The sequence below is a fragment of the Pseudoalteromonas sp. 3D05 genome, assembly GCF_002723455.1.
Lineage (GTDB): Bacteria > Pseudomonadota > Gammaproteobacteria > Enterobacterales > Alteromonadaceae > Pseudoalteromonas.
Window position 1 is genome coordinate 14,206 of record NZ_PDUS01000004.1, and the last position, 25,523, is coordinate 39,728.

The 25,523-nt window shown below is 41.4% G+C and carries 30 protein-coding genes and 1 riboswitch; of the genes, 6 read left to right on the forward strand and 24 right to left on the reverse strand.

Annotated elements, in window-relative coordinates; translation table 11 throughout:
• Nucleotides 1-42: 42 nt before the first annotated feature.
• On the forward strand, nt 43-372 hold the full coding sequence (locus CSC79_RS05620; RefSeq protein ID WP_099294861.1) for a BON domain-containing protein: 330 nt from the start codon (nt 43-45) through the stop codon (nt 370-372).
• A gap of 381 nt (nt 373-753) precedes the next feature.
• On the opposite strand, the gene CSC79_RS05625 is transcribed toward CSC79_RS05620, so the two are convergent.
• The 3 genes from CSC79_RS05625 to yaaA all read right to left on the reverse strand — a co-directional run bounded on the left by CSC79_RS05625 (nt 754) and on the right by yaaA (nt 2,917).
• Entirely contained in the window at nt 754-948 is a 195-nt protein-coding gene (locus tag CSC79_RS05625) for a DUF1289 domain-containing protein (protein WP_099294862.1), read from the reverse strand.
• Between the two features lie 172 nt (nt 949-1,120).
• Nucleotides 1,121-2,029, reverse strand: a complete 909-nt coding sequence (locus CSC79_RS05630) for a mechanosensitive ion channel domain-containing protein (RefSeq protein WP_099294863.1) — start codon at nt 2,027-2,029, stop codon at nt 1,121-1,123.
• A 108-nt stretch (nt 2,030-2,137) separates the two neighbouring features.
• Nucleotides 2,138-2,917 carry a peroxide stress protein YaaA gene (gene yaaA / locus CSC79_RS05635; RefSeq protein ID WP_099294864.1) on the reverse strand — a complete coding sequence of 260 codons (780 nt, stop codon included), beginning with the start codon at nt 2,915-2,917 and terminating at the stop codon, nt 2,138-2,140.
• Nucleotides 2,918-3,140: 223 nt separating this feature from the next.
• On the opposite strand from yaaA, the gene tal reads away from it, so the two are divergent.
• Nucleotides 3,141-4,091, forward strand: a complete 951-nt coding sequence (gene tal / locus CSC79_RS05640) for a transaldolase (protein WP_099294865.1) — start codon at nt 3,141-3,143, stop codon at nt 4,089-4,091.
• 190 nt (nt 4,092-4,281) lie between these two features.
• Nucleotides 4,282-4,470 (forward strand): DUF3545 family protein, encoded by a 189-nt coding sequence (locus CSC79_RS05645; protein ID WP_099294866.1) that lies wholly within the window; start codon nt 4,282-4,284, stop codon nt 4,468-4,470.
• Between the two features lie 46 nt (nt 4,471-4,516).
• Here CSC79_RS05645 and ung read toward each other — a convergent pair whose 3' ends face one another.
• The 21 genes from ung to CSC79_RS05750 all read right to left on the reverse strand — a co-directional run bounded on the left by ung (nt 4,517) and on the right by CSC79_RS05750 (nt 23,128).
• Nucleotides 4,517-5,179: a uracil-DNA glycosylase gene (gene ung, locus CSC79_RS05650; protein ID WP_099294867.1), complete on the reverse strand. Its 663-nt coding sequence runs from the start codon at nt 5,177-5,179 to the stop codon at nt 4,517-4,519.
• Nucleotides 5,176-6,033, reverse strand: a complete 858-nt coding sequence (locus CSC79_RS05655) for a cobalamin-binding protein (protein ID WP_099294868.1) — start codon at nt 6,031-6,033, stop codon at nt 5,176-5,178. Before CSC79_RS05655 ends, ung begins: the two co-directional genes overlap by 4 nt.
• Nucleotides 6,033-6,632 (reverse strand): cob(I)yrinic acid a,c-diamide adenosyltransferase, encoded by a 600-nt coding sequence (cobO, locus tag CSC79_RS05660; RefSeq protein ID WP_099294869.1) that lies wholly within the window; start codon nt 6,630-6,632, stop codon nt 6,033-6,035. Before cobO ends, CSC79_RS05655 begins: the two co-directional genes overlap by 1 nt.
• Nucleotides 6,633-6,643: 11 nt before the next feature.
• Entirely contained in the window at nt 6,644-8,119 is a 1,476-nt protein-coding gene (locus tag CSC79_RS05665; RefSeq protein WP_099294870.1) for a cobyric acid synthase, read from the reverse strand.
• Nucleotides 8,119-8,643 carry a bifunctional adenosylcobinamide kinase/adenosylcobinamide-phosphate guanylyltransferase gene (cobU, locus tag CSC79_RS05670; protein ID WP_099294871.1) on the reverse strand — a complete coding sequence of 175 codons (525 nt, stop codon included), beginning with the start codon at nt 8,641-8,643 and terminating at the stop codon, nt 8,119-8,121. Before cobU ends, CSC79_RS05665 begins: the two co-directional genes overlap by 1 nt.
• The gene (locus CSC79_RS05675) at nt 8,640-9,443 is read right to left on the reverse strand and encodes an adenosylcobinamide-GDP ribazoletransferase (protein WP_099294872.1); all 804 of its coding nucleotides are present in this window, start codon (nt 9,441-9,443) and stop codon (nt 8,640-8,642) included. The genes cobU and CSC79_RS05675 overlap by 4 nt, the downstream gene beginning before the upstream one ends.
• A gap of 3 nt (nt 9,444-9,446) precedes the next feature.
• Nucleotides 9,447-10,508 carry a nicotinate-nucleotide--dimethylbenzimidazole phosphoribosyltransferase gene (gene cobT / locus CSC79_RS05680; protein ID WP_099294873.1) on the reverse strand — a complete coding sequence of 354 codons (1,062 nt, stop codon included), beginning with the start codon at nt 10,506-10,508 and terminating at the stop codon, nt 9,447-9,449.
• The gene (locus CSC79_RS05685) at nt 10,508-11,518 is read right to left on the reverse strand and encodes an iron ABC transporter permease (protein WP_237113970.1); all 1,011 of its coding nucleotides are present in this window, start codon (nt 11,516-11,518) and stop codon (nt 10,508-10,510) included. Before CSC79_RS05685 ends, cobT begins: the two co-directional genes overlap by 1 nt.
• The gene (locus CSC79_RS05690; protein WP_099294875.1) at nt 11,502-12,323 is read right to left on the reverse strand and encodes an ABC transporter ATP-binding protein; all 822 of its coding nucleotides are present in this window, start codon (nt 12,321-12,323) and stop codon (nt 11,502-11,504) included. Before CSC79_RS05690 ends, CSC79_RS05685 begins: the two co-directional genes overlap by 17 nt.
• A gap of 87 nt (nt 12,324-12,410) precedes the next feature.
• A riboswitch (cobalamin riboswitch) is annotated at nt 12,411-12,542 on the reverse strand.
• 27 nt (nt 12,543-12,569) lie between these two features.
• The gene (locus CSC79_RS05695) at nt 12,570-13,187 is read right to left on the reverse strand and encodes a histidine phosphatase family protein (RefSeq protein WP_099294876.1); all 618 of its coding nucleotides are present in this window, start codon (nt 13,185-13,187) and stop codon (nt 12,570-12,572) included.
• Nucleotides 13,188-13,252: 65 nt separating this feature from the next.
• Nucleotides 13,253-13,465 carry a (Na+)-NQR maturation NqrM gene (gene nqrM, locus CSC79_RS05700; protein ID WP_099294877.1) on the reverse strand — a complete coding sequence of 71 codons (213 nt, stop codon included), beginning with the start codon at nt 13,463-13,465 and terminating at the stop codon, nt 13,253-13,255.
• A gap of 81 nt (nt 13,466-13,546) precedes the next feature.
• Nucleotides 13,547-14,578, reverse strand: a complete 1,032-nt coding sequence (locus CSC79_RS05705) for an FAD:protein FMN transferase (RefSeq protein ID WP_099294878.1) — start codon at nt 14,576-14,578, stop codon at nt 13,547-13,549.
• Between the two features lie 96 nt (nt 14,579-14,674).
• Nucleotides 14,675-15,904 carry an NADH:ubiquinone reductase (Na(+)-transporting) subunit F gene (gene nqrF, locus CSC79_RS05710; protein ID WP_099294879.1) on the reverse strand — a complete coding sequence of 410 codons (1,230 nt, stop codon included), beginning with the start codon at nt 15,902-15,904 and terminating at the stop codon, nt 14,675-14,677.
• Nucleotides 15,905-15,923: 19 nt separating this feature from the next.
• On the reverse strand, nt 15,924-16,532 hold the full coding sequence (nqrE, locus tag CSC79_RS05715) for an NADH:ubiquinone reductase (Na(+)-transporting) subunit E (RefSeq protein ID WP_058560140.1): 609 nt from the start codon (nt 16,530-16,532) through the stop codon (nt 15,924-15,926).
• Between the two features lie 10 nt (nt 16,533-16,542).
• Complete coding sequence (locus CSC79_RS05720; RefSeq protein WP_099294880.1) at nt 16,543-17,175, reverse strand: NADH:ubiquinone reductase (Na(+)-transporting) subunit D; 633 nt, start codon at nt 17,173-17,175, stop codon at nt 16,543-16,545.
• Nucleotides 17,175-17,927, reverse strand: a complete 753-nt coding sequence (locus tag CSC79_RS05725) for a Na(+)-translocating NADH-quinone reductase subunit C (RefSeq protein WP_099294881.1) — start codon at nt 17,925-17,927, stop codon at nt 17,175-17,177. The genes CSC79_RS05720 and CSC79_RS05725 overlap by 1 nt, the downstream gene beginning before the upstream one ends.
• On the reverse strand, nt 17,920-19,122 hold the full coding sequence (locus CSC79_RS05730) for an NADH:ubiquinone reductase (Na(+)-transporting) subunit B (RefSeq protein ID WP_099294882.1): 1,203 nt from the start codon (nt 19,120-19,122) through the stop codon (nt 17,920-17,922). The genes CSC79_RS05725 and CSC79_RS05730 overlap by 8 nt, the downstream gene beginning before the upstream one ends.
• 4 nt (nt 19,123-19,126) lie before the next feature.
• On the reverse strand, nt 19,127-20,470 hold the full coding sequence (locus CSC79_RS05735; protein ID WP_099295067.1) for a Na(+)-translocating NADH-quinone reductase subunit A: 1,344 nt from the start codon (nt 20,468-20,470) through the stop codon (nt 19,127-19,129).
• A 381-nt stretch (nt 20,471-20,851) separates the two neighbouring features.
• Complete coding sequence (gene fabV, locus CSC79_RS05740) at nt 20,852-22,045, reverse strand: enoyl-ACP reductase FabV (protein WP_099294883.1); 1,194 nt, start codon at nt 22,043-22,045, stop codon at nt 20,852-20,854.
• 100 nt (nt 22,046-22,145) lie between these two features.
• The gene (locus CSC79_RS05745) at nt 22,146-22,457 is read right to left on the reverse strand and encodes a BolA family protein (protein ID WP_099294884.1); all 312 of its coding nucleotides are present in this window, start codon (nt 22,455-22,457) and stop codon (nt 22,146-22,148) included.
• 74 nt (nt 22,458-22,531) lie between these two features.
• Entirely contained in the window at nt 22,532-23,128 is a 597-nt protein-coding gene (locus tag CSC79_RS05750) for an alpha-ketoglutarate-dependent dioxygenase AlkB (protein WP_099294885.1), read from the reverse strand.
• A gap of 42 nt (nt 23,129-23,170) precedes the next feature.
• On the opposite strand from CSC79_RS05750, the gene CSC79_RS05755 reads away from it, so the two are divergent.
• The 3 genes from CSC79_RS05755 to CSC79_RS05765 are packed head-to-tail and all read left to right on the forward strand — an operon-like array spanning nt 23,171 to nt 25,499.
• The gene (locus CSC79_RS05755) at nt 23,171-24,319 is read left to right on the forward strand and encodes a methyltransferase (protein WP_099295068.1); all 1,149 of its coding nucleotides are present in this window, start codon (nt 23,171-23,173) and stop codon (nt 24,317-24,319) included.
• A 2-nt stretch (nt 24,320-24,321) separates the two neighbouring features.
• The gene (locus CSC79_RS05760) at nt 24,322-24,876 is read left to right on the forward strand and encodes a YajG family lipoprotein (protein WP_099294886.1); all 555 of its coding nucleotides are present in this window, start codon (nt 24,322-24,324) and stop codon (nt 24,874-24,876) included.
• Between the two features lie 2 nt (nt 24,877-24,878).
• A complete protein-coding gene (locus CSC79_RS05765; RefSeq protein WP_099294887.1) occupies nt 24,879-25,499 on the forward strand; it encodes a peptidylprolyl isomerase in 621 nt (206 codons plus the stop codon).
• Nucleotides 25,500-25,523: the final 24 nt, after the last annotated feature.

A 25,523-nucleotide genomic window follows, 5' to 3' on the forward strand; every position in this document is an offset into this window, starting at 1 on the left:
GGATAACATGAACTAAGACTGGCTAGATAAATTGAGGGAATTATGAACCGCTTTAAATTAACAGTATCACTTATATCATTTTGTTGTATCTTTTTACTCGCTTGCACCACACAAGTAATGGCAGCACCTAGCAACATTATGATCAGCAGTGCAACCACGCAACCAACACTACAACAACTCGCTGTTAATAAATTGAGCACCAACCCTAACTTACACTTATCTCAGTTAAACGTCGTTATCTCAAAAGATAAAATTGAATTGAACGGTTTTGCAAGAACGGGCTTTGAACGCGCCCTTGCACAAAAGTTTTTAGAAAACACCCAAGGCATCAAAATTATCGAAAATAAAATAAAAATAAAAGCGACTCAATAATACATAACTTATTACGCACCCTCCCCTTCAGAGCGCCATTGGCGCTCTTTTTTATATCCTCCATTGCATAAGTATCACCAAACTTTGAATTTATTCACCTTTTTTATTGCAATATAACCAAGCCACCTCAAAATGCAGAATTCAGCGTTTCAAGGGGCTTAATATCAAGGTGCTACTTTGCATAACAATGGCAGTCCCTTTTTAGAGCTAACAACGATGACAGTAAATGCCTGTGGGACGTCCAAAGGGTTGGTTTAAAAGCGACTTATACTGCGTTATTAACTTAAACAATAGAACCACGACTCCTTGCAATTAATGCCTTGCCTAAGTCACTTTTAATTCCAACTGACACTCACATCTTGAGATGGCTTGGGTATTCTCTCAGTCACACTTCTTTCGCTTTACTTTACGAACCTCACACTCTGCCATTACTTGCTTCTTTTGGGCTTCACTTAAACCTCGCCAACTAAGTATTTCTTCGAGCGTTCTAAAGCAACCTATGCACGTATCATCAGCATCAAGGCAGCAGCGCCTGACACAAGGAGTGCCAGGCTCATCTAGGAGTCTTTTAACCATATATATTTCGTATCAAAGGAGGTTACTTTAAATGTAGATAGCTTTTATAAAGCTGCCACTCAAAGTACGGCTTTTTAATGCTGTGTAAATTAGTCTTACTTACTCGTAAAAAATACAAAAAACGCGTGTTAAATAACACGCGTTTTTACATTGCAGTTAGCTCTTTGGGGTATTAATCATCATTTTGCTTATCGCTGATCATTGCATCAAGCTTTTCACCCCCTTTAATACCAAAGTCCAAAGTTCGAATGGGGAATGGAATACTTATATCAGCCTCTGCTAATGCTTGTTTCACAGCGACAATTGCTTTGTGTCTAACTGTCATGAAATCAGCCTCACCAGGGTAATTAATCCAAAACCATACCAGTAAATTTACACTGCTATCACCGAACCCAGATGCGTAGACAGCAGTTTCGTCTTGTTTTATTACAAAGTCGAACTCGTTAATTTTTTTAACAATAACTTCAGCAGCGTGTTCTGGGTCATCACCGTATGAAATCCCGACAGGTACCTCAATACGCCTAACCCCCAACGTGCTGTAATTACGTAAAACGTTGCGAAACAATATTTTGTTAGGCACTAAATTTAATTGCCCGTAAAAATTTTCAACTAAGGTATTACGTAAGTTAATTGCTTTTACTGTGCCAAACACATCATCTGTCTTAATTACATCCCCTGTTTTAAAGGGCTTACGTATCCCCATTGCAATACCTGCAATCAGGTTTTCTGTCATATCTTGGAACGCAAAACCAATAGCTAAGCCAACAATACCGGCACCTGCAAGTAAAGACGTAACCGTGCCTTTGAGCCCAACAAAATCCAGCGCAACAAACAAACCTACGCACAAGATAATCATCTTAAAAATAGAGGCCATTAAATCTGCTATTTGATTTGAGTCCAATGAGCGACGTAATATATTACGTATCATAGACCCCAAAAAGCGGGCCAAAATAGAAAAAAGAATAGCGATGATCACTGCGACTATAAAGTTAGGAATGTGGCTGATTACAATATCAACCCAGCCCCCTAGTTTTTCTTCAATTAGCTTTTCAGCTTCACTGATAGTCGGTATTTTTAACATGCATTAATCCTGAGGAATCGTTAATAATAATCAGGTATCTGCAAAATAAGCGCCAAAAATGAAAAAACCACGCAATAGCGTGGTTTTAAATTAATATCGTCATTAAAGCTAACTTTGCTCGTCGCGTAAAAATACAGGTTCAAGCTCTTTTACCGTGGCTTCTTCACTGTAGTAGTAACCATCAACGGTAAACTCTTTGAGCTGGCTTAATTGCGTTACTTTATTTTCAATGATGTAACGTGCCATTAAGCCGCGCGCTTTTTTAGCGTAAAAGCTAATAATTTTAAACTGGCCGTTTTTACAGTCTTTAAAATGCGGCGTGATGATTTGTGTGTTTAAGGTTTTTTTATCAACCGCTTTAAAGTACTCATTAGACGCAAGGTTCACTAAGTACTGGCTATCTTGCTCAGCTAAAACTGTATTTAGTTTTTGCGCAATAACACTGCCCCAAAACTCATATAAGTTTTTACCCCGGCTATTATCAAGCTTAGTGCCCATTTCTAAACGGTACGCTTGCATTAAATCTAACGGCTTTAATAGGCCATATAGTCCGGACAATATACGTAAGTGGCTTTGTGCGTAATCAAGCTCGCCGGCAGTTAAAGTTCCTGCGTCTAATCCACCGTAAACATCACCGTTAAAAGCCATCACAGCTTGTTTGGCGTTGTCGGTAGTAAATGGTTGCGACCATTCGCTAAAGCGCGCTGCGTTAAGCCCTGAGAGCTTATCGCTAATTTTCATTAAACTGCCAATTTGTGCAGGCGTTAGTTCACGGCATACTTTCATAAGCTCTTCGCTGTGCTCGAGTAATTCAGGCTGAGTGAACTTATCGGTTGCCGGTGGCGTCTCGTAATCAAGATTTTTTGCAGGTGAAATAACAGTGATCATAGTTAGCTATTGACTTGTAAATTATTTAATGTCAATTTCAACATTAAATGAAACGAAAAGCACGTTTTGTTTAAATAAATCCTCCCTTAAAAAATTCATACGCCGCCGTTTTTTAATTGATAAGGACATAAGACCTATCAAGCATTGTCACACTGTTGCAGTATGAACAAAGTATATTAAGGGTGTAGATTTTCTTTTAACTTGCTTGGAATGAGGAAAGCAAATGACTTCAGCTCTACAAAGGCTAAAACAACATTCATCTATTGTGGCCGATACTGGCGATATTGAAGCGATCAAAAAGCATCAACCAGAAGATGCAACCACTAATCCATCGCTTTTATTAAAAGCGAGCGAGATTGAAGCTTATAAGCCATACCTTGATAAAGCTTGGAGCTACGCAAAAGAAACCGAGCAAGATGCCGCTAAACAACTTGAGTTAGCATGTGACTACTTTGCTGTATTGCTTGGTAAAGAAATCAGCGAAATTGTACCAGGTTATATCTCTACCGAAGTTGATGCGCGCCTTTCGTTTGACACTCAAGCAACGATTAATAAAGCACACACTTTACTTAGCCTGTATGAAAAAGAAGGTGTGAGCAAAGATAAAATCTTAATTAAAGTCGCTTCAACATGGGAAGGGATTAAAGCCGCTGAGCAACTAGAAAAAGAAGGGACTAAATGTAACCTTACTTTATTGTTTAGCGACGCCCAAGCTCGCGCATGTGCCGATGCAAACGTATTTTTAATCTCGCCGTTCGTGGGCCGTATTTTAGATTGGCACGTTGCAAATGGCATGGAAAAACCAACAGATCCACTACAAGACCCTGGTGTTCAGTCTGTACGTAGCATTTTTGAATTTTATAAACGCCATGACTATAAAACTGTGGTGATGGGCGCAAGCTTCCGTAACACAGGTGAAATTATTGCCCTAACAGGTTGTGATAAGCTTACTATTAGCCCTAACCTTTTAGAAGATTTAGGCAACCTTGAAGGCGCACAAGAATACTTGCTTGATAGTGATATTCCTAAAGAACCAAAGCCAGAGCCACTTACAGAAACACAATTCCGTTGGTTACACAACCAAGATGCTATGGCGACAGAAAAGCTAGCTGAAGGTATTCGCTCATTTGCTGATGCCCAAGAGCAATTAGAAGCCCGTTTTAAAGCGATGTAACTATTTAAAGATAAGTAAATAAACACTTACTCTATAAAACGCCACCTATGTGGCGTTTTTTATTTACTGGAATCAATCTAATTAATATAGTCATCACATTACCGTAACATTAATGTCACTTTTTTATTCTATTTTAGTTTGGCCTGTGGTATAGGTATTTCCGAGGTTCAAAATTCAATAGGAGAAGTTCATGGATAGCCTAGATGATATTTTAGAAATATTAGAAGGTCCTAGCACAACAAAAAAGACCTCTCAAAAAAATAAAAAGAGAAAATGGCGCGAAATCGAAGCTTTAAAAGATAAGCAACGTTTACGCAAAGAACTACAGGAGTTAGACTATTTTGCAGACGATATTGCAGTTGATGAGTTAGACTTTTAATTTAAAAAAGGCCGCATGCTTAACAGCTAACGGCCTTTTTTAATTCTTACACTTGCCAGTTTATGGTGGCTTTACCTTGCTGCTTAAGTAGTTTATTCGCTTTAGAAAAGTGCTGACAGCCAAAAAAACCTCGGTGCGCTGAAAGTGGTGATGGGTGTGGGCCATTTAACACAAAGTGCTTGGTTGCATCTATGCCTTTGCCTTTCTTTTGCGCATGCGCGCCCCATAGAATAAACACCACGCCATTAGTATGAGCGTTAATATAATTAATCACGTTATCGGTAAATTGCTCCCATCCAAGATGTTTATGAGAGTGTGCTTGTCCTTGCTCTACAGTTAATACGGTATTTAATAAAAATACGCCCTGCTCTGCCCAGCTTTGTAAATATCCATGCTGTGGGACTTCAAACCCGGGGACGTCGGTTGCTAATTCTTTATAAATATTTTTTAGTGATGGCGGCAGTTTAGTCACTTCTGGCAGTACTGAAAAGCACAAACCATGAGCTTGCCCTTCACCATGGTATGGGTCTTGGCCTAAAATAACCACTTTAATATCGTCAAGCTCAGTTGCCTTAAAGGCACTAAAAACCTGCTGCTCTGGTGGGTAAACTGCAACCCCTTCACTACGCCTTTGAGCAACATAGGCAAACGTGTCTTGCATATAAGGTTTAGCGCATTCAGTTTGTAAAAATGTTTGCCACTGACTCATTGTACATCCTCTAAAACAGCTCTTGATTGATCTATTTTATCACAGAGCTCACCCAGTCCATCAAGGATACGAAAAGTGAATCTGTGTAGTAAATCTGCATTTACCTGTATAAATTGATTATGCTTTACCGCGGGAACTTCAGGCCATTGCTGCCAATCGATAACCGGCTGTTTGGTTTTTGATTTTTCTTCTGGAAGAATAATCACCTCAGGCTTAGCAACAATAACGTTTTCAATACTGATCAAGGGATAATCTGTTCGGCTATTGGCAAACACATTACTGCCATGGCAAATCTCAATAAGTTGATTGATCCAGGTATTTTTACTGACCGTCATCATCGGCTCAGGCCACAGTTGATAAAATACAGCAACACTGGTTTTGCCATGTTGTTTGGCTTTAATAGCACCTAATTTTTGCTGAAATTCATTAGCGGCATGCTTTGCCGTGTTTTCACGACCTGTCAGCTTACCTAAACGAAGCAGTTCCTGTGGCACTTTATCGACTTCATTGGCTTCACTGTATAAGACCTTAACACCCATACGCTCTATCAAGGCTAAGTCGTCAGCTTTACTGCCTGTTTTCCATGCAAGTACCAAATCGGGTTTAAGCGCTAACAGCTTTTCAATTTGAATACCTTGGTGACCGCCTAAACGCGGGATCTTATTCGCTGCCTTTGGAAAGTCAGCGTATTCAACTGTTCCCACAATTTGCTCGCCGGCGCCAATGGTATAAAGGTTTTCAACTATATGCGGGGCAAGGGCTACAATTCTAAGTTGTTGCTTATTAGGTTCAGCCAAAAGCTTGGTACTTACCAAGCCTAGTACAACAAATAATGCGAGCCTTAATACCCACATTAGTAATCAAACCCTATTTGCGCTTTAACACCCGCATCAAATGCGTGTTTAACATTACGTACTTCGCTTACTGTGTCAGCAAGGTCTGTTAACTTACGGTGCGCACCACGCCCTGTTACAATGACCGACTGCATCGGAGGGCGATTGGCAATAACCTCTAGCGCTTCTTCTAAATCAATGTAGCCATAAGTGATCATGTAAGTAATTTCATCAAGTAACACAAGGTTGATTGATTCGTCATTCAACATGCGTTTAGCGTCTTGCCAGGTAGCTTGCGCAGCGGCGGTATCTGACTCTTTATTTTGCGTTTCCCAAGTAAACCCGGTGTTCATAATAGCAAATTCAACGCCCGCACCTTGTAATAGGTTTCGCTCACCACACGGCCATGTGCCTTTTATAAATTGGCACACAGCGGCTTTCATTCCATGACCAACACAGCGAGTTACTGTACCAAACCCTGAGGTAGATTTACCTTTGCCGTTGCCAGTAATTACCTGAAAAACGCCTTTTTCTGTTTGCGCCGCAGCAATGCGTTCGTCCACTTTGTCTTTTACTTTTTGTTGACGTTGTTGGTGTTTGTCGTTATTTGTGTCGCTCATCTGCTTGCTCCTTACCAGTTTTGGTAAATTTTAGTAATTTGTGGAATATCTAAATGTTGTTTGCACATATCAGCTAAGCGCGTTAGTTGCTGTTCGCGATGTGTGTTTATATCTATATGCTGTTCTATACCACTGCTTGGTAACACCCAGTCTAGTATCAGCTGGCTTGCTGCACTGCTATCAAACAGGCTATGTAAGTAAGTACCTGCTATGCTGTTGTCACTAGATACAAAACCATCATGTGTCACACTTTGTGGGTGTGTGGTAAATTTTAGCAAAGGCTGTTCAAGTGCAGGGCCACGGCTTTGGCCAGCGTGAATTTCATACCCCGTTACTTGGGCTTCACCGCCATTCAAATACATAACAGCCGATGCTTGCGTCAATACTTTTTCAACGCCTAATTGAGTTGTAAAGTCACCCAGTGCTAGCCCTTTACAGTGCTGAGTGCTTGACTCCACTCCCGCAGGGTCGTAAATATCAGTGCCTAACATTTGTAAGCCGCCGCAAATACCCAGTACTTTTCCGCCATAGCGAAGGTGGCGCTTAATTTGCTCTTCCCAGCCTTCATTTTTTAAAAAGGCTAAATCACTGATGACATTTTTACTGCCAGGAATAATTATTAGATCAACATTGGGGATAGCCTGTGTGTGGCGCACGTAGTTTATATTTATTTGCGGGTTTAGCCGCAATGCATCAAAATCGGTATGGTTACTAATATGCGGCAACAATAACACCGCAATACTCACTTTGGCTTGCGTTACAGTGTTATCAATAGCAACCGCATCTTCTGCATCTAAGGCCAGATCATGCAGATAAGGTAATACGCCTAGCACGGGTTTGCCCGTGTACTCTTCGAGCCAATCAAGACCACCTTGTAGCAGTGCAATATCACCGCGAAAACGGTTGATCACAAAGCCTTTCACGCGTGCTTGCTCTGACTCACTGAGCAATGCCAAGGTACCCACTAAGTGAGCAAAAACGCCGCCTTTATCAATATCGGCAATAATAATAACAGGGCAGTCCACCGCTTCGGCATAACCCATATTGGCGATATCACCAGCACGAAGGTTGATTTCTGCGGGACTCCCCGCCCCTTCAACAACGAGCAGCTCAAATTCTTTACTTAATCTTTTTTGTGAGGTGAGCACAGCATCCATCGCGACTTTTTTATAATCGTGATATGCGCCCGCTTCCATGTTGCTAATCGCTTTACCATGAATGATCACTTGGGCACCCGTATCACTATTAGGTTTAAGCAGTACCGGATTAAAATCGATTCTTGGAGCAACTTTTGCCGCGATTGCTTGTAGCGCCTGAGCACGGCCTATTTCGCCGCCGTCCTCGGTTACAGCGCTATTAAGTGCCATGTTTTGTGGCTTAAACGGCGCAACGCTTACACCTTGCTCTGCAAACACTCGGCACAAAGCAGCAACAAGTGTGCTTTTACCGGCATCGGATGTGGTGCCTTGGACCATTATTGTTTTCATCATTGATTACTTTTTAAAGTGAGTGGCAAGCCTGCCATTATAAATTCAACCCGAGCAACCTCTGCAGCTATTGCCTGATGCAACCAGCCTGACTCATCAACAAAGTCACGGCTTAATTGCCCAAGCGGCACAATGCCATGCCCCACTTCGTTACTGACAAAAATAACCGGCCCAGGAAGCGTGTTCAGCACTTCAAGCAATGCCTGTTTTTGCTGCGACCAGCAGTTATTATCCTGACATAAACAATTACTAAGCCACAGTGTAAGGCAATCAACTAAAATGCAGTTATCAGCTTTGCTATGTGTTTTGAGTGCATCTGCAAGCGCAATTGGCTCTTCAATGAGCTTCCAGTGTGCTGGGCGCTGCTGCTGATGACGATGAATACGCGCTTGCATTTCATTGTCATGGCCTTGTGCAGTAGCAATGTATATTACGGGTTGCTGGCTGTTTGTTGCTAACTGCTCTGCAAAGCGGCTTTTGCCACTGCGGGCGCCACCAAGGATTAAGGTATGTTTAGGTTTCATTGAGCGGTACTCGTCATTATAGCAATGAGGGTTATATAAATACTCACCTCACTAAGCTGCTGCGCTGCCCCTAAGCAATCACCGGTATAACCGCCTAATTGGCGTTTAAACCAATGCATAACCATCAAACGTACGAATACTAAAATCAGGGTTATTATTACTAGTGTCTGCCAAGTGACTAGCTGAAACTTCAACGTAATGGCAAATAAAAACACAGCCGTTAATAATAAAGTGACTAAGCTGATTTTAGATAAATGCATAGCCAATGGTTTTACTTTTGCGCTGGCATCTTCGCTGACATAATCCATGCTAAAAATGATACTGGTCGCAACGACACGGCTCAAGCATTGTCCTGCAATGATAGCAAATAACAACACACCAATCTTTTCACTTAATATCACTAAGCTTTGGTACTTCAGCACTAGTATAATAATGAGTGCCGCCGCGCCGTATGTACCTAAACGACTGTCTTTCATAATATTAAGCTTTTGCGATACCTGCCAGCCACCACCAAAGCCATCCCATACATCAGCCCAGCCATCTTCATGAAATGCGCCTGTGATGAGTAAGCTAAGTGCCATTACTAACAGCACACACAATGAAGCAGGTAATATAAATTGCAGGCAATAAAACAACAAAGCATGTACTAAACCAAGCCCTAAGCCTACTAACGCAAAGTAGCGGCTGGCTTGATTTAAGTGCTGAGACGTTACCTCAAAACAAAGCTTTACCGGGATGCGGGTTAAAAAGCTAACCGCTAATTGGAGCAATTGCCATTGCGTGATACGTGCTTGGGTCATCGCTTACACCACATCATCTACAGCGGCGTCGGCAAAACTTGCCATTTTGTTATAAAAACCCAGTGCACTCTGTAGCAAGGGTAAGCTTAATGCAGCGCCGGTGCCCTCCCCTAAACGCAAATCTAATTGTAGTAATGGATTAACCTCTAAATGGGCCAACATTTTGCTATGGCCTTGCTCGTTTGAGCTATGGGCAAAAATTAAATAAGCTTTTACATTGGGGTTAATTGCAATCGCGACTAATGCCGCTGCGGTACAAATAAAGCCATCGACCAGTACCACAATGTGTTGTTCAGCAGCGCTAAGCATAGCCCCCACAATATGCACAATTTCAAAGCCACCCACTGCACCAAGTAATGTGACTGGGTTATCTAGTTGAGTTTTGTGTAAAAACAGTGCTTGCTCCACAACCTTTACTTTGCGCGCAACCACCTCATCACTTACACCAGTCCCTTTACCCACGCATTCACTGGCAGGGAGTTCAAGCATAGCTGCCATAATCGCGGCTGCACTGGTGGTATTGCCTATGCCCATCTCACCCAAGGCGAGGGTATTACAGCCTCTCTTTTTCAGCTCTAGTACAAGTTGTTTTGCATTACTAAAACCTTGCTGTACCTGATCGATACTCATAGCCCTTTGTTGATTCAATGGCTCGGTTATATCCCCCAGACGGCAATCACGAATACCCGCATTAGGTAGCTTAGTTAAAGTACCGCAATCAACCACTTCTAGCTGCCAGCCTAGCTGGTTGCAAAACACATTAATTGCCGCGCCGCCCGCAGCAAAATTAGCGACCATTTGTGCTGTAACTTCACTGGGGGCAATAGACACACCTTGCGCTGCAACACCATGGTCGCCGGCAAACACGATTAATGTGGGCTGGTTTATCGCTGGTTGAAAATCTAAAAAACCATTTTGCGTAGCAATGTTTTGACTAAAAATAGTTACCAATTGCTGTGCAAGTGGTTCAAGTAGACCCAGTGCGCCAAGCGGTTTAGTTTTTTGATTTATTTTATCGCTGATCAGCGTATCAAATTGCGTGTTGAGTGGTTTAATAGAATACATTATTGATACACCTTTTTACGAAAACACAATAAAGATAAAAAGAACACACTGCCGATAGCTGAGGTGATCACCCCGATTGGTAGTTCTTGGTTGCTCATCACAATACGCGAGAGTACATCTACCCAGACCATAAATGTACCGCCAACGAGTGCAGTCATCGCAAGGCCTGTTAAGGTTCCTTGAGATACAAAAAATCGCACTATGTGTGGGATCATTAAGCCTACAAAGCCAATTCCACCGCATAATGCGACTAGCACGGCAGTGATCAATGAACTTAACAGCAATATTAATAAGCGAAAGCGCTGCACTGGAATACCCAAGGTCGCGGCGCTTTCATCACCTAACAACATGGCATTGAGTTGACGCCTAAAACTCATTAATAGAACCATACAGCTGATGATGACTAAAGCTGGCAACCAAAGAGCTTGCCATTGCGCACGAGCAAAACTTCCCAACGTCCAAAATAAAATCGCGGTGATAGCTTGTGGATCGCTAAAATAAAGCAGCAGACTAGTAAACGCACTAAATAAAAATGACAATGCAACCCCAGCTAATAGCATTGTTTCAACCTGAGCAGAAGCTCTACGCCCAGCAATAAATACCAGTAAAAACATGGTCAACATGCTACCCACAAAGGCAGCCAGAGACATTGAAAAACCAGCACTAATACCCGTAAACGTGATAAAGCAGACCACGCCGAAGGAAGCGCCTGATGAAATGCCAAACAAATAAGGATCCGCTAGCGGGTTGCGGGTTACGGTTTGTAAAATCAGCCCTGCAATAGCGAGTCCTGAGCCAGCTAGGAATGCTAATAAAGTACGGGGAAAACGTAACTGCCAAATGATTCGCTCCAGAAAGGAATCACTCCCTTGGCCAAACCACTGTCCAATTACACTGTAGTAAACATCAATAAACTTGCTGGGGGCTGCACCAAAGCTCAACGCTGCAAAAATACTGAGCATGCTTAACACGAGGGTTAGCAATAATGCTAGGTTACTTTTCAGTGGCATGATGCTCTCCTGATTGATAACCATAAAAATACGTTATATGGGGAATTACTCGCTCAACACTTTGCGGATGCATAGTAATTTGCGCGCACACACCAAATACATCGCTGAGCATTTTCTCTGTTATAACCTGCTCAGGAGTGCCAGATTCCACTATTTCGCCGTGATCTATCACTAATAGCTCATCACACATGCTGGCCGCTAAATTTAAATCATGAAACGATGCCAACACAGTGACACCGAGTGATTTAGCTAATTCCATTAATTGAATTTGATATTTTACATCAAGGTGACTGGTTGGCTCATCCATGATCAAAAGCTGCGGCCTTTGCACTATAGCACGCGCTATTAAAGCTCGCTGTTTTTCACCACCAGAGAGCGAATCGAATGTTTGGTTAGCGTGCTCTGTTAAACTTACTTGCTCAATCGCTTGGTGAATTAGCTGCTTATCTTTATTTGTAGTGCCACTAAAAAGGCGTTTATGTGGAGTAAGCCCAAGACTTACTACATCATACAAAGATAAATTAAATTGCGAGGGAGTTTCTTGCAAAACCACTGCAACTCGCTTGGCAAAATCGTCAGCGCTTAATTGCCAAATATCATGTGACTCAAGAAGCACTTGGCCACATGTTGGTTTATTAAACCGATAAAGACAACGCAATAAACTCGATTTACCTGCCCCATTAGGTCCAAGTAATCCTATAAATTTACCTTGTTCGATGCTGATATTTATATTTTTCAAAATGGGTATATTAGCAACAGCCCAAGATAGTTTATTGACTGTTAGAAGTGGTATTGGTGTCTGCAATGTTAATCTCTGCTAGCATGCGCAAAACCCAATACAATAGACACACGCAAAATGCATGTGAAATAAGTGAGTTTACCCGCTCAATGAATCAAAAATATTAAACGCATTTAGTATCTGACTTATCACTAATGTGGCTTACAGTTGCGGGAACAGCTGAGGATTTTCACCTCATTCCTAAATACCCCCCTATTATGGGCGGGTGAGTTTATATTTCAATTAATATCTTTCTAGATGGCTAAAATCATACTAAAAAACAATTTTAGGCCAAGCTTCACCTTGTTCATCAATGAAAACATCAACACAAATAAGACCAGCATAAGGGATTGAAAACACATTTTGGCTAATAAGAGATTCACGCGGGAGCTGACAAACAAATGCTAATATTTGTTTAATAACGCCAGCGTGGGTTATTACCAAATGTGCACCTGTATTTTGTGTCGTTATTGTCGCTAACAATTGCTGCCACCACGTTTCAACTCGACTATAAAACGCGTTCATGGATTCGCCATTAGGCGGAGTAATTTGCCAAGGGTTTTGCCAAAAATCCCCAATTGTCGGTGAACTACTTTGCTGCCAAAGCGCTTCATAGCTTTGCCCATCCCAATCACCAAAATCATACTCTGCAATTGTACTGTCTATATTGAGTGGGAGTTGGCGAGTATTTGCTAGCTGTTGAGCAAATAGTTTACAACGCTTCAAGGGAGAGCTTGTTACAGTGGTGATATCGCAAAGCCCAACAACTGCATCTTCTAACTGCTGAACACCCTTTTTGCTCAACTCAAAGTCGCTACGCCCAGCTAATACATTTTGCTGCTCAAGCTCACCGTGACGTAAAAAATACACTTTAGTTGAAAAAGGCTGCATGGGTTATCACTTTAAAAAGGACAAAAAAAGCGCCAATAGGCGCTTTTTATAAAATAATTTTGAGCTTATAAGATTTGGTTTTCTTTCCAAATCTGCTCTTTTGCCATGCGCTTTTTACGCTTGTCACATGGATCGTCACAATCGCAGGCTTTATCAATACCTACTGAGCCTAGACCACCACAGCTGCTAGCCATAGATTTTTTCTGCATTATCATGCCAATTGCCATTGCTGCGACAATTAATATTAGTAAACCAAAAGTAAGAAGAAAAAGTGACATTGCTTAGCCCCTGTTGTTCAGCAATAAAATAACGCTCAATCAATACTGAGCTGTGTGTATTATAAACCGCTTTGCGCTTGGCTACAAATAGGGTTTAAATGCTGGGCTCGAATAAGTCACTAAACCATCCTTCGATTTAGCTATTAGATAGACCGCTAAGTCATTCTTTTCTGCATAGGCTTGGGCTTTATTCATGCCCATAATAGTCAATGCAGTAGCAAGCCCATCAGCTGTCATCGCTGAGGGGTGCAATACAGTAACCGATACCAAATCATGTCGGGTTGGCATACCTGTGACAGGGTCAATTAAGTGGCTGTAAGTCACACCATCCATTTCATAAAAAATGCGGTAATCACCCGATGTAGCCATACCATTATTACCTGGCGCTAAAATACGGTGCACCTTTCGCGTACCCGGCTCGGCGTCAGGTTGCTCAATAGCGATACGCCACTCTTTAGCATTCGGCTTTTTACCAGAAATACGCAGCTCACCGCCTATTTCAACCATGTAATCAGTTATACCGTGTCTTTCAAGTAATTCAGCCACCTTATCAATACCGTACCCTTTTGCAGTTGCGGAAAACGAAAGCTCTAAGCCATCAATCGTTTTTGCTAAACCCTGCTCAGTCAGTTTTAGTTTATCAACACCTATGTTAGCAACCATGCTAGCTAATGCTTCATCCGTTGGGCGTTTAGTTGGTTTTTTATCAGGACCAAATCCCCATAAATCAATTAACGGACCCATGGTTACATCTAACGTTTTTGTTGATTCACCTAAACGAATAGACTCTGCTACAACCGCTCTAAAGTCTGCGCTAATCGGCATAACTTGGCCTGCTGGTATGCGATTGAAGTTATTTATTTCTGAATCTTTAATATAAGTCGACATAGATTGATTTACATCTTTAAGCAATTGATTAACTTCAGGGAGTAAATTAAGCGAGTCTAACTTATCTTGTTTTGCATATGCTTTGATGTGATAAGTCGTGCCCATGGTTCGGCCTTCAAGGTAGAGCTCTTTAGGCTCATCGCTTTGGCCACAACCTGATATGAATAGAGTGATAAAAATAAATAAAAAGGCAACAAATGCCTGCGGGTGAAATACTTTATTCATGGCAGCCTACTTAAAATTGGAAATAAAAAAGCCTCGTAACAATCATTGTTACGAGGCTGATATTCTAACCAAAACTAATGTGTTTTGGTATCAGTGTTAGCCACCGAAATCATCTAGTAAGATATTTTCGTCTTCAACACCTAAGTCTTTCAACATTGTGATAACAGCTGCGTTCATCATTGGAGGACCACACATGTAGAACTCACAATCTTCTGGCGCTTCGTGATCTTTAAGATAGTTCTCAAATAACACGTTATGGATGAAGCCAGTATAGCCTTCCCAGTTATCTTCAGGTTGTGGATCTGAAAGCGCTGTATGCCATACGAAGTTGTCGTTTTCGGCTGCTAGGCCGTCAAAGTCTTCTACGTAGAACATTTCACGTTTAGAACGTGCACCATACCAAAAGCTCATCTTACGCTTAGAGTTTAAGCGTTTAAGTTGGTCAAAGATATGTGAACGCATTGGCGCCATACCAGCACCACCACCTACGAATACCATTTCAGCGTCAGTATCTTTTGCAAAGAACTCACCAAATGGACCTGAGATAGTTACTTTATCACCTTGTTTTAGTGACCAAATGTACGATGACATTTTACCACAAGGTAAGCTTAAATCTCTTGGCGGTGGAGCAGCAATACGCACGTTAAGCATAATGATGCCTTCTTCTTCCGGATAGTTAGCCATTGAGTAAGCACGAATTGTTTCTTCGTCTACTTTTGACTCTAGGTTGAAGAAACCAAAATGATCCCAATCGCCACGGTACTCTTCTGGTACATCGAAATCAGCATATTTAACGTGATGCGCTGGGGCTTCAATCTGAATATAACCACCGGCACGGAACGGTACTGACTCGCCATCTGGAATTTGTAGCACAAGTTCTTTAATGAACGTTGCTTTGTTATCATTAGAGATAACTTCACAATCCCATTTTTTAACACCGAAAATTGACTCTTCAAGTTCAATTTCCATGTCAGTTTTAACATTTACCTGACACGCTAAGCGACAACCTTCACGGGCCTCGCCTTTAGAAATGTGATCAAGCTCTGTTGGTAAGATATCGCCGCCACCTTCTTTGATGTGTACACGACACTGACCACAAGAGCCACCGCCACCACATGCAGATGAAACGAAAATACCTGATTCAGATAGTGCACCTAATAGCTTACTACCTGCAGATGTTTTAATGGCTTTATCTGGATCGCCATTTACGCCGATAATGATATCACCGCTTGCAACTAGCTTAGATTTAGCACCAATGATGACTAAAACAAGTATTACAACGATAGCGATGAAAACACCAACGCCTAAGAAAATCTCATAACTCATGATTTATCCTCGCGACCTATTAAAGTGAAATACCAGAGAATGACATAAAGCCAAGACCCATCAAGCCAACTGTGATGAAGGTAATACCTAAACCACGAAGGCCGTCAGGCACGTCTGAGTACTTCATTTTCTCACGAATACCAGCAAGTAATGTTATTGCTAGCGCCCAACCTACACCAGAACCAATACCATAAACCACAGATTCACCGAAGTTATAGTTACGCTCTACCATGAAAGCTACCGCACCGAAGATTGCACAGTTAACTGTGATCAACGGTAAGAAGATACCTAAGGCGTTATAGAGTGCAGGGAAGAACTTATCCAATGCCATTTCTAAGATTTGTACCAATGCTGCGATAACACCGATGAAAGTTAAGAAACGTAAAAAGCTAAGATCTGCTTCTGGGTAACCAAGCCACTCAAGTGAGCCTGGTGCAAGAACCGCATGGTAAACCAAGTTATTAACTGGTACTGAAATACCCAATACCACGATAACTGCCACACCTAGGCCGATTGACGTTGTTACTTTCTTTGATACAGCAAGGAAAGTACACATACCTAGGAAGAAGGCTAAAGCTAAGTTTTCAATGAAAACCGCTTTTACGAATAAACTAATATAATGTTCCATTGTCTGCCCCTTATCCTTTCGCTTCTACTTGGTCTTTCTTATAAGTACGAAGTACCCAAATGAATAAACCAATGATGAAGAATGCGCTAGGTGGTAAAATCAATAGACCCATAGGTTGATACCAACCACCATCTTGTACAAGTGGGATGATGTCAGCGCCAAACAATGTACCTTTACCAAATAGCTCACGAATAAAGCCAACAGTCAGTAACACTACTGAATAACCTAAACCATTACCGATGCCATCAAGGAATGACATGATAGGTGGTGATTTCATTGCATATGCTTCTGCACGACCCATTACGATACAGTTAGTAATAATTAGACCAACGAATACCGACAACTCTTTTGCCGTAGCATAAGAGAAGGCTTGTAACACTTGATCAACAACGATTACCAATGATGCGATGATAGTCATTTGCACGATAATACGCACAGATGATGGGATCTGGTTACGGATCATAGAGATAAATAAGCTTGAGAACGCTGTTACCAAAGTCAATGCGATTGACATGATTAATGCATTTTTTAAGCTCGACGTAACTGCAAGCGCAGAACAAACACCAAGTACTTGTAGCGCGATTGGGTTATTTGCGAATACCGGGCCAAATAGGACCGACTTCATTTCTTTAGTATCAGCCATTATTTCAACGCTCCTTCACGTACTTTCGCAAGGAAAGGACCAAAGCCGTTTTCGCCAGTCCAAAAGTCAACTGTGTATTCAACACCGTTAGACGTCAAAGTAGCACCCGATAGACCATCAATTTGATGCTCATTGGTTGCGCCGCTTTTCACAATGTTGATTGGTAACTCTTTACCTTGCCATTGAGCAGTCCACTGAGGGTTTTGGATTTCACCACCTAGACCCGGAGTTTCATTATGCTTGAAAAAGTTAATGTTCTTAACTGTTTCACCATCATTCTCTAGCGCTAAGAAACCATACATTACACCCCAAAGGCCGTAACCTTGAATTGGTAAAATGATAGCATCAGTAGTACCGTCTGCTTTTTTCGAGATGTAAACAGGAGAATTCTTAGTCATACGCTGGATACCCGCGATGTCTTTGATACCCTCTTCTTTCAACGCAAAGCTTCTAGCTTGGTCAAATTTTGTTTTCTCAAAATCAAAAGTAGTTGGATCAGCACCTTCAACAAATTCACCCGTATCCATGTCTACAACACGCGCTTCAATTTTAGCGTTAAATGTTTCAGATACAGTACCTGCGTTTTCAATTTCTGCTGCTGCCAAGATATTCTTTTGAATATCTTGTGTTTTGTTAGCTTGCTGTAAAGGGCGAAGCTGAACTGAAGCAAACGATACGATGATTGCACACACTAAACATAGTGCTACAACAACGGTTAGCGTTTTGCCGATTGATTCGTTATTACTAGACATTACGTGCCAACCTCCGCTTGATATTAGCTTGCACTACAAAGTGATCGAATAATGGAGCAAATAAGTTAGCAAACAAGATTGCTAGCATCATGCCTTCAGGGAAAGCAGGGTTTACTACACGAATCATTACTACCATCACACCAATCAGTGCGCCATATGCGAATTTTGCTTTGTCTGTAAATGCCGCAGACACAGGGTCTGTCGCCATGAAGAACATACCAAAGGCAAAACCACCCAACACTAAGTGCCAATGCCAAGGCATTGCAAATACAGGGTTAGTGTTTGAACCAATTGCATTTAATAAGAATGCAGTTGCAACCATACCTAGGAATACACCTAGCACGATGCGCCATGAAGCAATTCGAACATAGATTAAGAACAAGCCACCGATCATCACTGCAAGGGTAGATGTTTCACCTACTGAACCTTGAATGAAACCGTAAAACGCATCCCACCAAAGAGCCATGTTGCTGTAATCAAGAGAGCCAACAAACGCTTGACCTAGCATAGTTGCACCAGAGAACGAGTCCACTGCTGTCCATACTGTGTCACCTGAAATTTGTGCAGGGTATGCGAAGAATAAAAACGCACGACCAGCAAGCGCAGGGTTTAGGAAGTTACGGCCAGTACCACCAAAGATTTCTTTAGCGATTACAACACCGAACGTGATACCCAACGCAACTTGCCACAATGGAATAGTTGCAGGAAGAATAAGTGCAAACAATACTGAGGTTACGAAGAAACCTTCGTTAACTTCATGCTTACGCACTGAAGCGAACAACACTTCCCAAAAACCACCCACGGCAAATGTCACTGCGTATATAGGCAAGAAGAAACATGCCCCGTAGAACATCTTAGCGCCCCAGCCAGATTCAGCGGTTAACGTACCACCAAACATCTGGAACAGACCAACTTGCCAAGAATTTGCTAGTTCAAAACCTTGCGCTAATGCACCGGCGGCCTGATGACCGATATTGAACATACCAAAAAACATCGCTGGGAATGTTGCCATCCACACTAAAATCATCATGCGTTTTAGGTCGATGTTATCGCGTACGTGTGTCGCGCCTTTATTTACATAACCAGGGGTGTAAAAAATAGTTGCTGCTGCTTCATACAGGGCATACCACTTTTCATGTTTACCACCGGCTTCAAAATGCGGCTCGATATCTTCAAGAAATTTCTTTAAACCCATCTCTCTAGCCCTCTTTCTCGATTGTAGTCAAGCAATCGCGTAGGATTGAACCATACTCGTATTTACCTGGACAAACGAAGGTACATAACGCTAAATCTTCTTCATCAAGCTCAAGTGCACCTAATGTGATTGCACCGTCTAAATCACGAGAAATTAGATCACGTAATAAAGGCGTTGGAAGAATATCTAACGGCATAACACGCTCATAGTTACCCATTGGCACCATGGCACGCTTTGAACCACCTGTAGACGTAGTCATTTTAAATAAACGACTTGGTGTAAGGTGAGACAAGAAAGTGCGTGTTACAGAGAATTTATCACTACCTGGGCGAATCCAACCAAACAGTTCTTTTTCGCGACCTTCAAGTAAAACAGATACTTGAACATGGTAACGACCTAAAAACGCTTGAGGACCGGCAGAAGTAGAACCAGATAAAACAGAACCAGAGATAACACGGTTATCGCCGTCTTCTAATTCACCCGCTACTAAATCGTCCAGCGAAGCACCTAGTTGAGTTTTCACTAAACGAGGGTTCTTAACGCGAGGACCCGCTAGAGAAATAACACGGTCTGTGCTGATTTCACCAGTAAGGAATAGGTGACCATACGCAATAACGTCTTGGTAACCGATATGCCAAACTTGTTTGCTGGCAGAAACAGCGTCTAAGTGATGGATATGTGTGCCAACAAGGCCAGCCGGATGTACGCCACCAAACTCATGTACTTCTACTTGAGCAATTGATGAACTAGGCACTTGGCTACCTGCTTGTTTACAAACAAATACTTTACCGTCAGTCAAACGAGATACCACAGCAAGACCCGCTTCAAATGCTTGCGCATTCTCGGCAATAATAACCGCAGGATCTGCAGCTAAAGGGTTTGTGTCGATAGCCGTCACAAAAATAGAGCTAGGATTTGCATCCACAGCAGCTACTTTGCTGAATGGGCGAACACGAAGTGCCGTCCACTGACCTGACTGGATAAGTACTTCTTTGGCTTTCTCACGGTCGATGCTAGGAAGATCATCGGCCTTGAAAGAGTCAAAGGTGATTTGCTCACTGCCATTTATTTCAATAACAACAGATTGCAGCACACGTTTTGCACCACGATTAATTTCTTTTACTGTACCAGCAGCTGGGGCAGTAAATAATACGCCTGGGTTCTTTTTATCTTCAAAAAGTACCTGGCCTTTTTTGACTTGGTCATCCACACGAACATGCATGGTTGGACGCATACCAATAAACTCTTCACCTAGCACAGCTACACGTTTGACGGCAGAGCCATCATGAATAACTTGCTGAGGTGCGCCCTCTATGGGTAAGTCCAGACCTTTTTTTATGTTGATCATACGCACTTGCACTACATTAACGGAAAGAAACTGAAAAATCGTACCAACCACGTCGCCATTTTGATTACCAAGCAAATTCAAGATATCAAAGAACTGCCTGTTTAAGATACAAAACAAGCAACGCAGTAAAACTCCTCACATATATTGCCCGAATTTTAACATCAATCAGGGTCACTATGCGAGTGGAAATATGAAATTTATACGACAGGAGCAGTAATTTAGCTCAATAGTCACATTTGAATAAAATTCAATATAGACCAAAGTGCAATTGCTCGCGAGTGAGGATGAGAATTAAACGGTAAATCGCTGTAAATAAACCTAACAATAAAATACAGGCATTAAAAAAGTCGCCGTAGCGACTTTTTTAAATAACGAACAAGATTAGTCAATCATGTTCGTAATATGTGCAACAGACTCTACATCTTGGTCGTAATCAACGCTGTCGATACCAAACCCAAATAAGCGTAAGAACTCATTATGGTAACCAACATAATCTGTTAACTCATCGATTGTTTCTGTGGTTACACTGTCCCACACTGTTTGAATGCGTGCTTGAACATCATCTTCCAACTCTTTGTAGTTTTGGAATAAATGCCCACCATCATCAAAGCGTGGTGAATCACCATATAGATTCTCAGTAAATAAAGCGTGAATCTGCTCAATCGTACCTTCATAGGTGCCATCTGCTTTCATCACTTTAAATAATGCTGAAATATACAGTGGCATAATTGGGATTGCAGAGCTTGCTTGGGTAACAACCGCATTAAGTGAAGAGACATACGCTTCACCGTTTAATGCTTTGGTAGACTCTTTAATAGCCACGGTTGCACGATCTAAGTCTTCTTTTGCTTTACCAATTGTGGCGTGACCGTAAATTGGCCATGTTAGCTCTTTACCAATGTAGGTATAAGCGCTGGTCTTGAAATTATCAGCTAGTACGTCGGCTTCTTTAAGTGCATCAATCCACATTTCCCAATCTTCACCGCCCATCACTTTGATGGTGTTATCGATATCATCTTGGTTTGCCGCTTCGACTGTAATCTCGTCAATTTCACGCTTTGACGTATTAAGGTTTTTAGTTGTTACTGCATCGCCAATTGGTTTAAGCGTAGAAGAGTACGTTTCACCGGTATTTGGATCTGTACGACGAGGTGAAGCAAGGCTGTATATTACTAAATCAACTTTACCTAAGTCCGCTTTAATTGTATCAATCGCTTTTTGCTTTATTTCGTTTGAGAACGCATCGCCATTAATATTTTTAGACCAAAGACCCGCTTCGTCCGCTGCATTTTGAAATGCAGCTGTGTTGTACCAACCTGCAGAACCCGTCTTGCGCTCAGTACCTTCTTTTTCAAAGAAAATACCGAGGGTTTTGGCACCACCGCCAAACGCAGCTGTAATGCGTGACGCTAGACCATAGCCTGTAGACGCACCTATAACTAATACATTTTTAGGTGCATTTTTTAATGCTCCTTGTTGTTTTACATAGTTAATTTGTTCTTGTACATGCTCTGCACAGCCAACAGGGTGGGCGTTTGTACAGATAAATCCGCGAATTTTAGGCTTAATGACCATTGATCATCCTATATCTATCTCAATAAAAATTAGCGCTAGTTTAAAGGCTAATTGTAAAAACACAGGTCTGATCAGTAACATTAACTGTCAAACCTGACCATTAATCTAATTTAGAACCACCTAAACAACTTGGCGAGTCAGCAATCTGACCACTTTGCTCACTGAATTCTTCGGGTGTAAATGTGTGAATTGCTAATGCATGAATGTGATTTGCTAATTCATCTTTTAACACTTCATTAATTTTTCTATGACGCTGCAATAAGCGCATTGCGCTAAACTCTTCACTAACAACAATCACTTTAAAGTGTGAATCTTCACCACGGCTGTGCATATGGCTTTCATTGACTACATTGAGGTGCTTACAAGCTATTGCATCTGCGATTTTGCTTTGTATTTGTTCTTGCATTGACATAAAGGACCCACTCATAACTAATTTATCTCTCTACTATATCAAGTTGTAAAGCGCCTTGGCTAACGAAATTACAGTTAACGAGTTTGCTTTATATATCTAAAAGTTAAACTTATACGGGGATGAATTAATGTCGTTTTTTTAGCAATTGCATGTTGGTAATCACGCTGACTATCACCATGCATAACTAAACAACTACCACTGTGTAATTTTATTTCACTCACTTTATTACTCGCTTTATTTTTTATTTTTAACGCTCGCTCTGCGCCAAGAGAAATACATACTATGGTGGGTTGTGCGCCAAGCTCAATTTCATCATCACTGTGCCACCCCATCGTGTCATTGCCATCACGATAGTAATTAATCAATAAAGAGTTAAAAGGCTGCTGTAAATGGCGCTCTAATCGTTTTCGCATAGCCAATAGCACATCTGGCCACGGCTCTACCGTTAATTTGCTCTGCGAATATCCATATTCAATATTACTATCACTAATAAAGCATTGTAGCCTTGGAATAGGCCCCGTCTTTCCATAAACCGTCGTTACTGGCTGTTGCCATGGTAGGTTTTGCTGTAAATAATAAAATAAATCGAGACTTTTTTGTCCACTGAGGGCACTTCTTTGATAAGAAAAGCCATTTGGTAGCTGTTGGGGGTTGGCGTTTGGCCGTTGCATGTTAGAATTTACCTATCATTTGATTCTGATCACTTAACTATTATGACAACGCAAGCACAGCTCGGCGAAACAACCTTTACTCTAGAACGTTTTCCTTTAGATCAAAAAAACCGTAGCCTTCAAGCTTGGGATTCAGCTGACGAATACCTTATTGACTATGTTACTGAACATTATCCTAGTTGTCGCTCTTTACTAATTTTTAATGATAGCTTTGGTGCTTTATCGTGTTACTTTTCTAAACAAGGGTTAACAGCTTGTTCAGTTAATGACTCTTACATTAGTCATCAAGCTGCTGCATACAATTTAGCTGAAAACAAAGTCTCGACCCATTCATTTAGTCAGCTCGATAGCTTATCAGCATTGCCTGATGACATTGATTTAGTTATTTTAAAAGTACCGCGCACGCTTGGTTTTCTGCAATACCAACTTTCAGAGTTAAGTGAAGTACTTAAGCCAGGAACGCCTGTCATCGCAGCGGGTAAAACCAAAGATATTCATAATTCGACGATTAAAGCCTTTGAGCAATATATTGGCGAAACGAAAACCAGCTTAGCAGTAAAAAAATCTCGTTTAATAATCAGCAGTGCTCAGGGTGGATACAAAGCGGCAGACTTTCCCGTTAATTGGCCGCTGGAAGGCACTGACTATACAATTAGTAATCATGCAAATGTGTTTTCTCGAGACTCTTTAGATATTGGTGCAAGGTTCTTTTTTAACTATTTACCTCAAACTACTAAAACAAAAAAAATTATTGATCTAGGCTGTGGTAATGGTGTGGTTGGTTTAATGACCTTATCGCGCTGCCCCAATGCTGAAATGACATTTATTGACGAGTCATACATGGCGGTTGAGTCAGCACGACTAAATATTGAGCTCAATATGGAAGATAAATTTGAGCAATGTTCATTTATCGAAAATGATTGTTTAACTGGTTTTGAGCGTGAAAGTGTTGATGTAGTTTTATGTAATCCGCCTTTTCACCAAGCACAAGCCGTCACAGACCATATTGCATGGCAGATGTTTAAACAAGCTAAAGACACCTTAAAGAATGGTGGAGAATTACGTATTATTGGAAACCGTCATTTAGACTATCATGACAAACTAAAGCGCATGTTTGGCAATTGCCAGTTACTTGGCTCAAATAAAAAGTTTGTTGTTTTAAGTGCAACTAAAAATAATGGGATGCTATAACGATGAAAAACTACCTATTACCTTGCTGTATTTTATTAGCCCTTGGCGGATGTAGTAGCCAACCTAATCAATTGATTCTCAACCCTTCATACCAAGGTGGAAAAATAAGCTCAATTAGCCAAAGCTTGAACACCAGTGTAATCGACTTAAGGGGCGACAGCGCCACACTTAAATTAATAAACGACGATAAAACACAAACAATTGCGAGCCAAGGCTTAACAGAATCAATAAAAAGTGTGATCGATAGTGCGTTAAGTCGAAACGGCGCCAGTATATCTAATCTAGCAACGACACGATTTGAGGTTGATATTCATACACTTCAGGCCGTAGTTATTGAAAAAATGCTAACTCACACCAGTGACGCAAAAATCGAGTTGGGTCTGCGCGTCATTAAAAGTACCAGCAACTTTAGTAAAACGTACCGTGGCAATGCCAGTCTAGAAGCGCCGCTTGGTCACGACAGAGCAAAAATTGAAGGTCAACTCAATAAGTTGACTGAGCAGTTAATAACACGCATGGTATCAGATCCAGAATTGTTAGCATTTTTAGAAGGTTAAATATGAAACGTATTTTTTTATTTTTTGCATTATTATTTATTAGCCAAAACATAACCGCTGCAACTGAAGGGCGTTTTGTACAAAAAAACAATATGTTCCCACGGGTGGAAATCAGTACAACAATGGGTAAGATCATCGTTGAAATGGATCGCTCTAAAGCCCCTATTACGGTCAATAACTTTTTAACGTATGTAATGGATGGCAGCTACAATGGTACCGTATTTCACCGTGTTGAACGCGATATTGAAAACGAGCGTGACTTTGTAATACAAGGCGGTGGTTACGACAAAGAATACGATGGCGTTTACGAAGGCGATCCTATATTTAACGAAAGTGGCAATGGCTCAAAAAATGATATGTATAGTATTGCTATGGCCTATCAAGACCGTCAACCACACTCGGGGACTCGCCAGTTCTTTTTTAATATGGATGATAATGACCACCTTAACCCAGGCCGTGAATGGGGCTTTGCGGTATTTGGAATGGTAATGGACGGATATGAAACCTTAGATAAAATCATGCAGGTAGAGACTGGGTTTAACGAAAAGATTGGGTACGATTTTGTGCCTAAAACCCCCGTTGTAATTTTAAATATGGCAGTATTAGAACCGACTCCGTTATAGTATTTATGGGAGCTTAAAAATAAA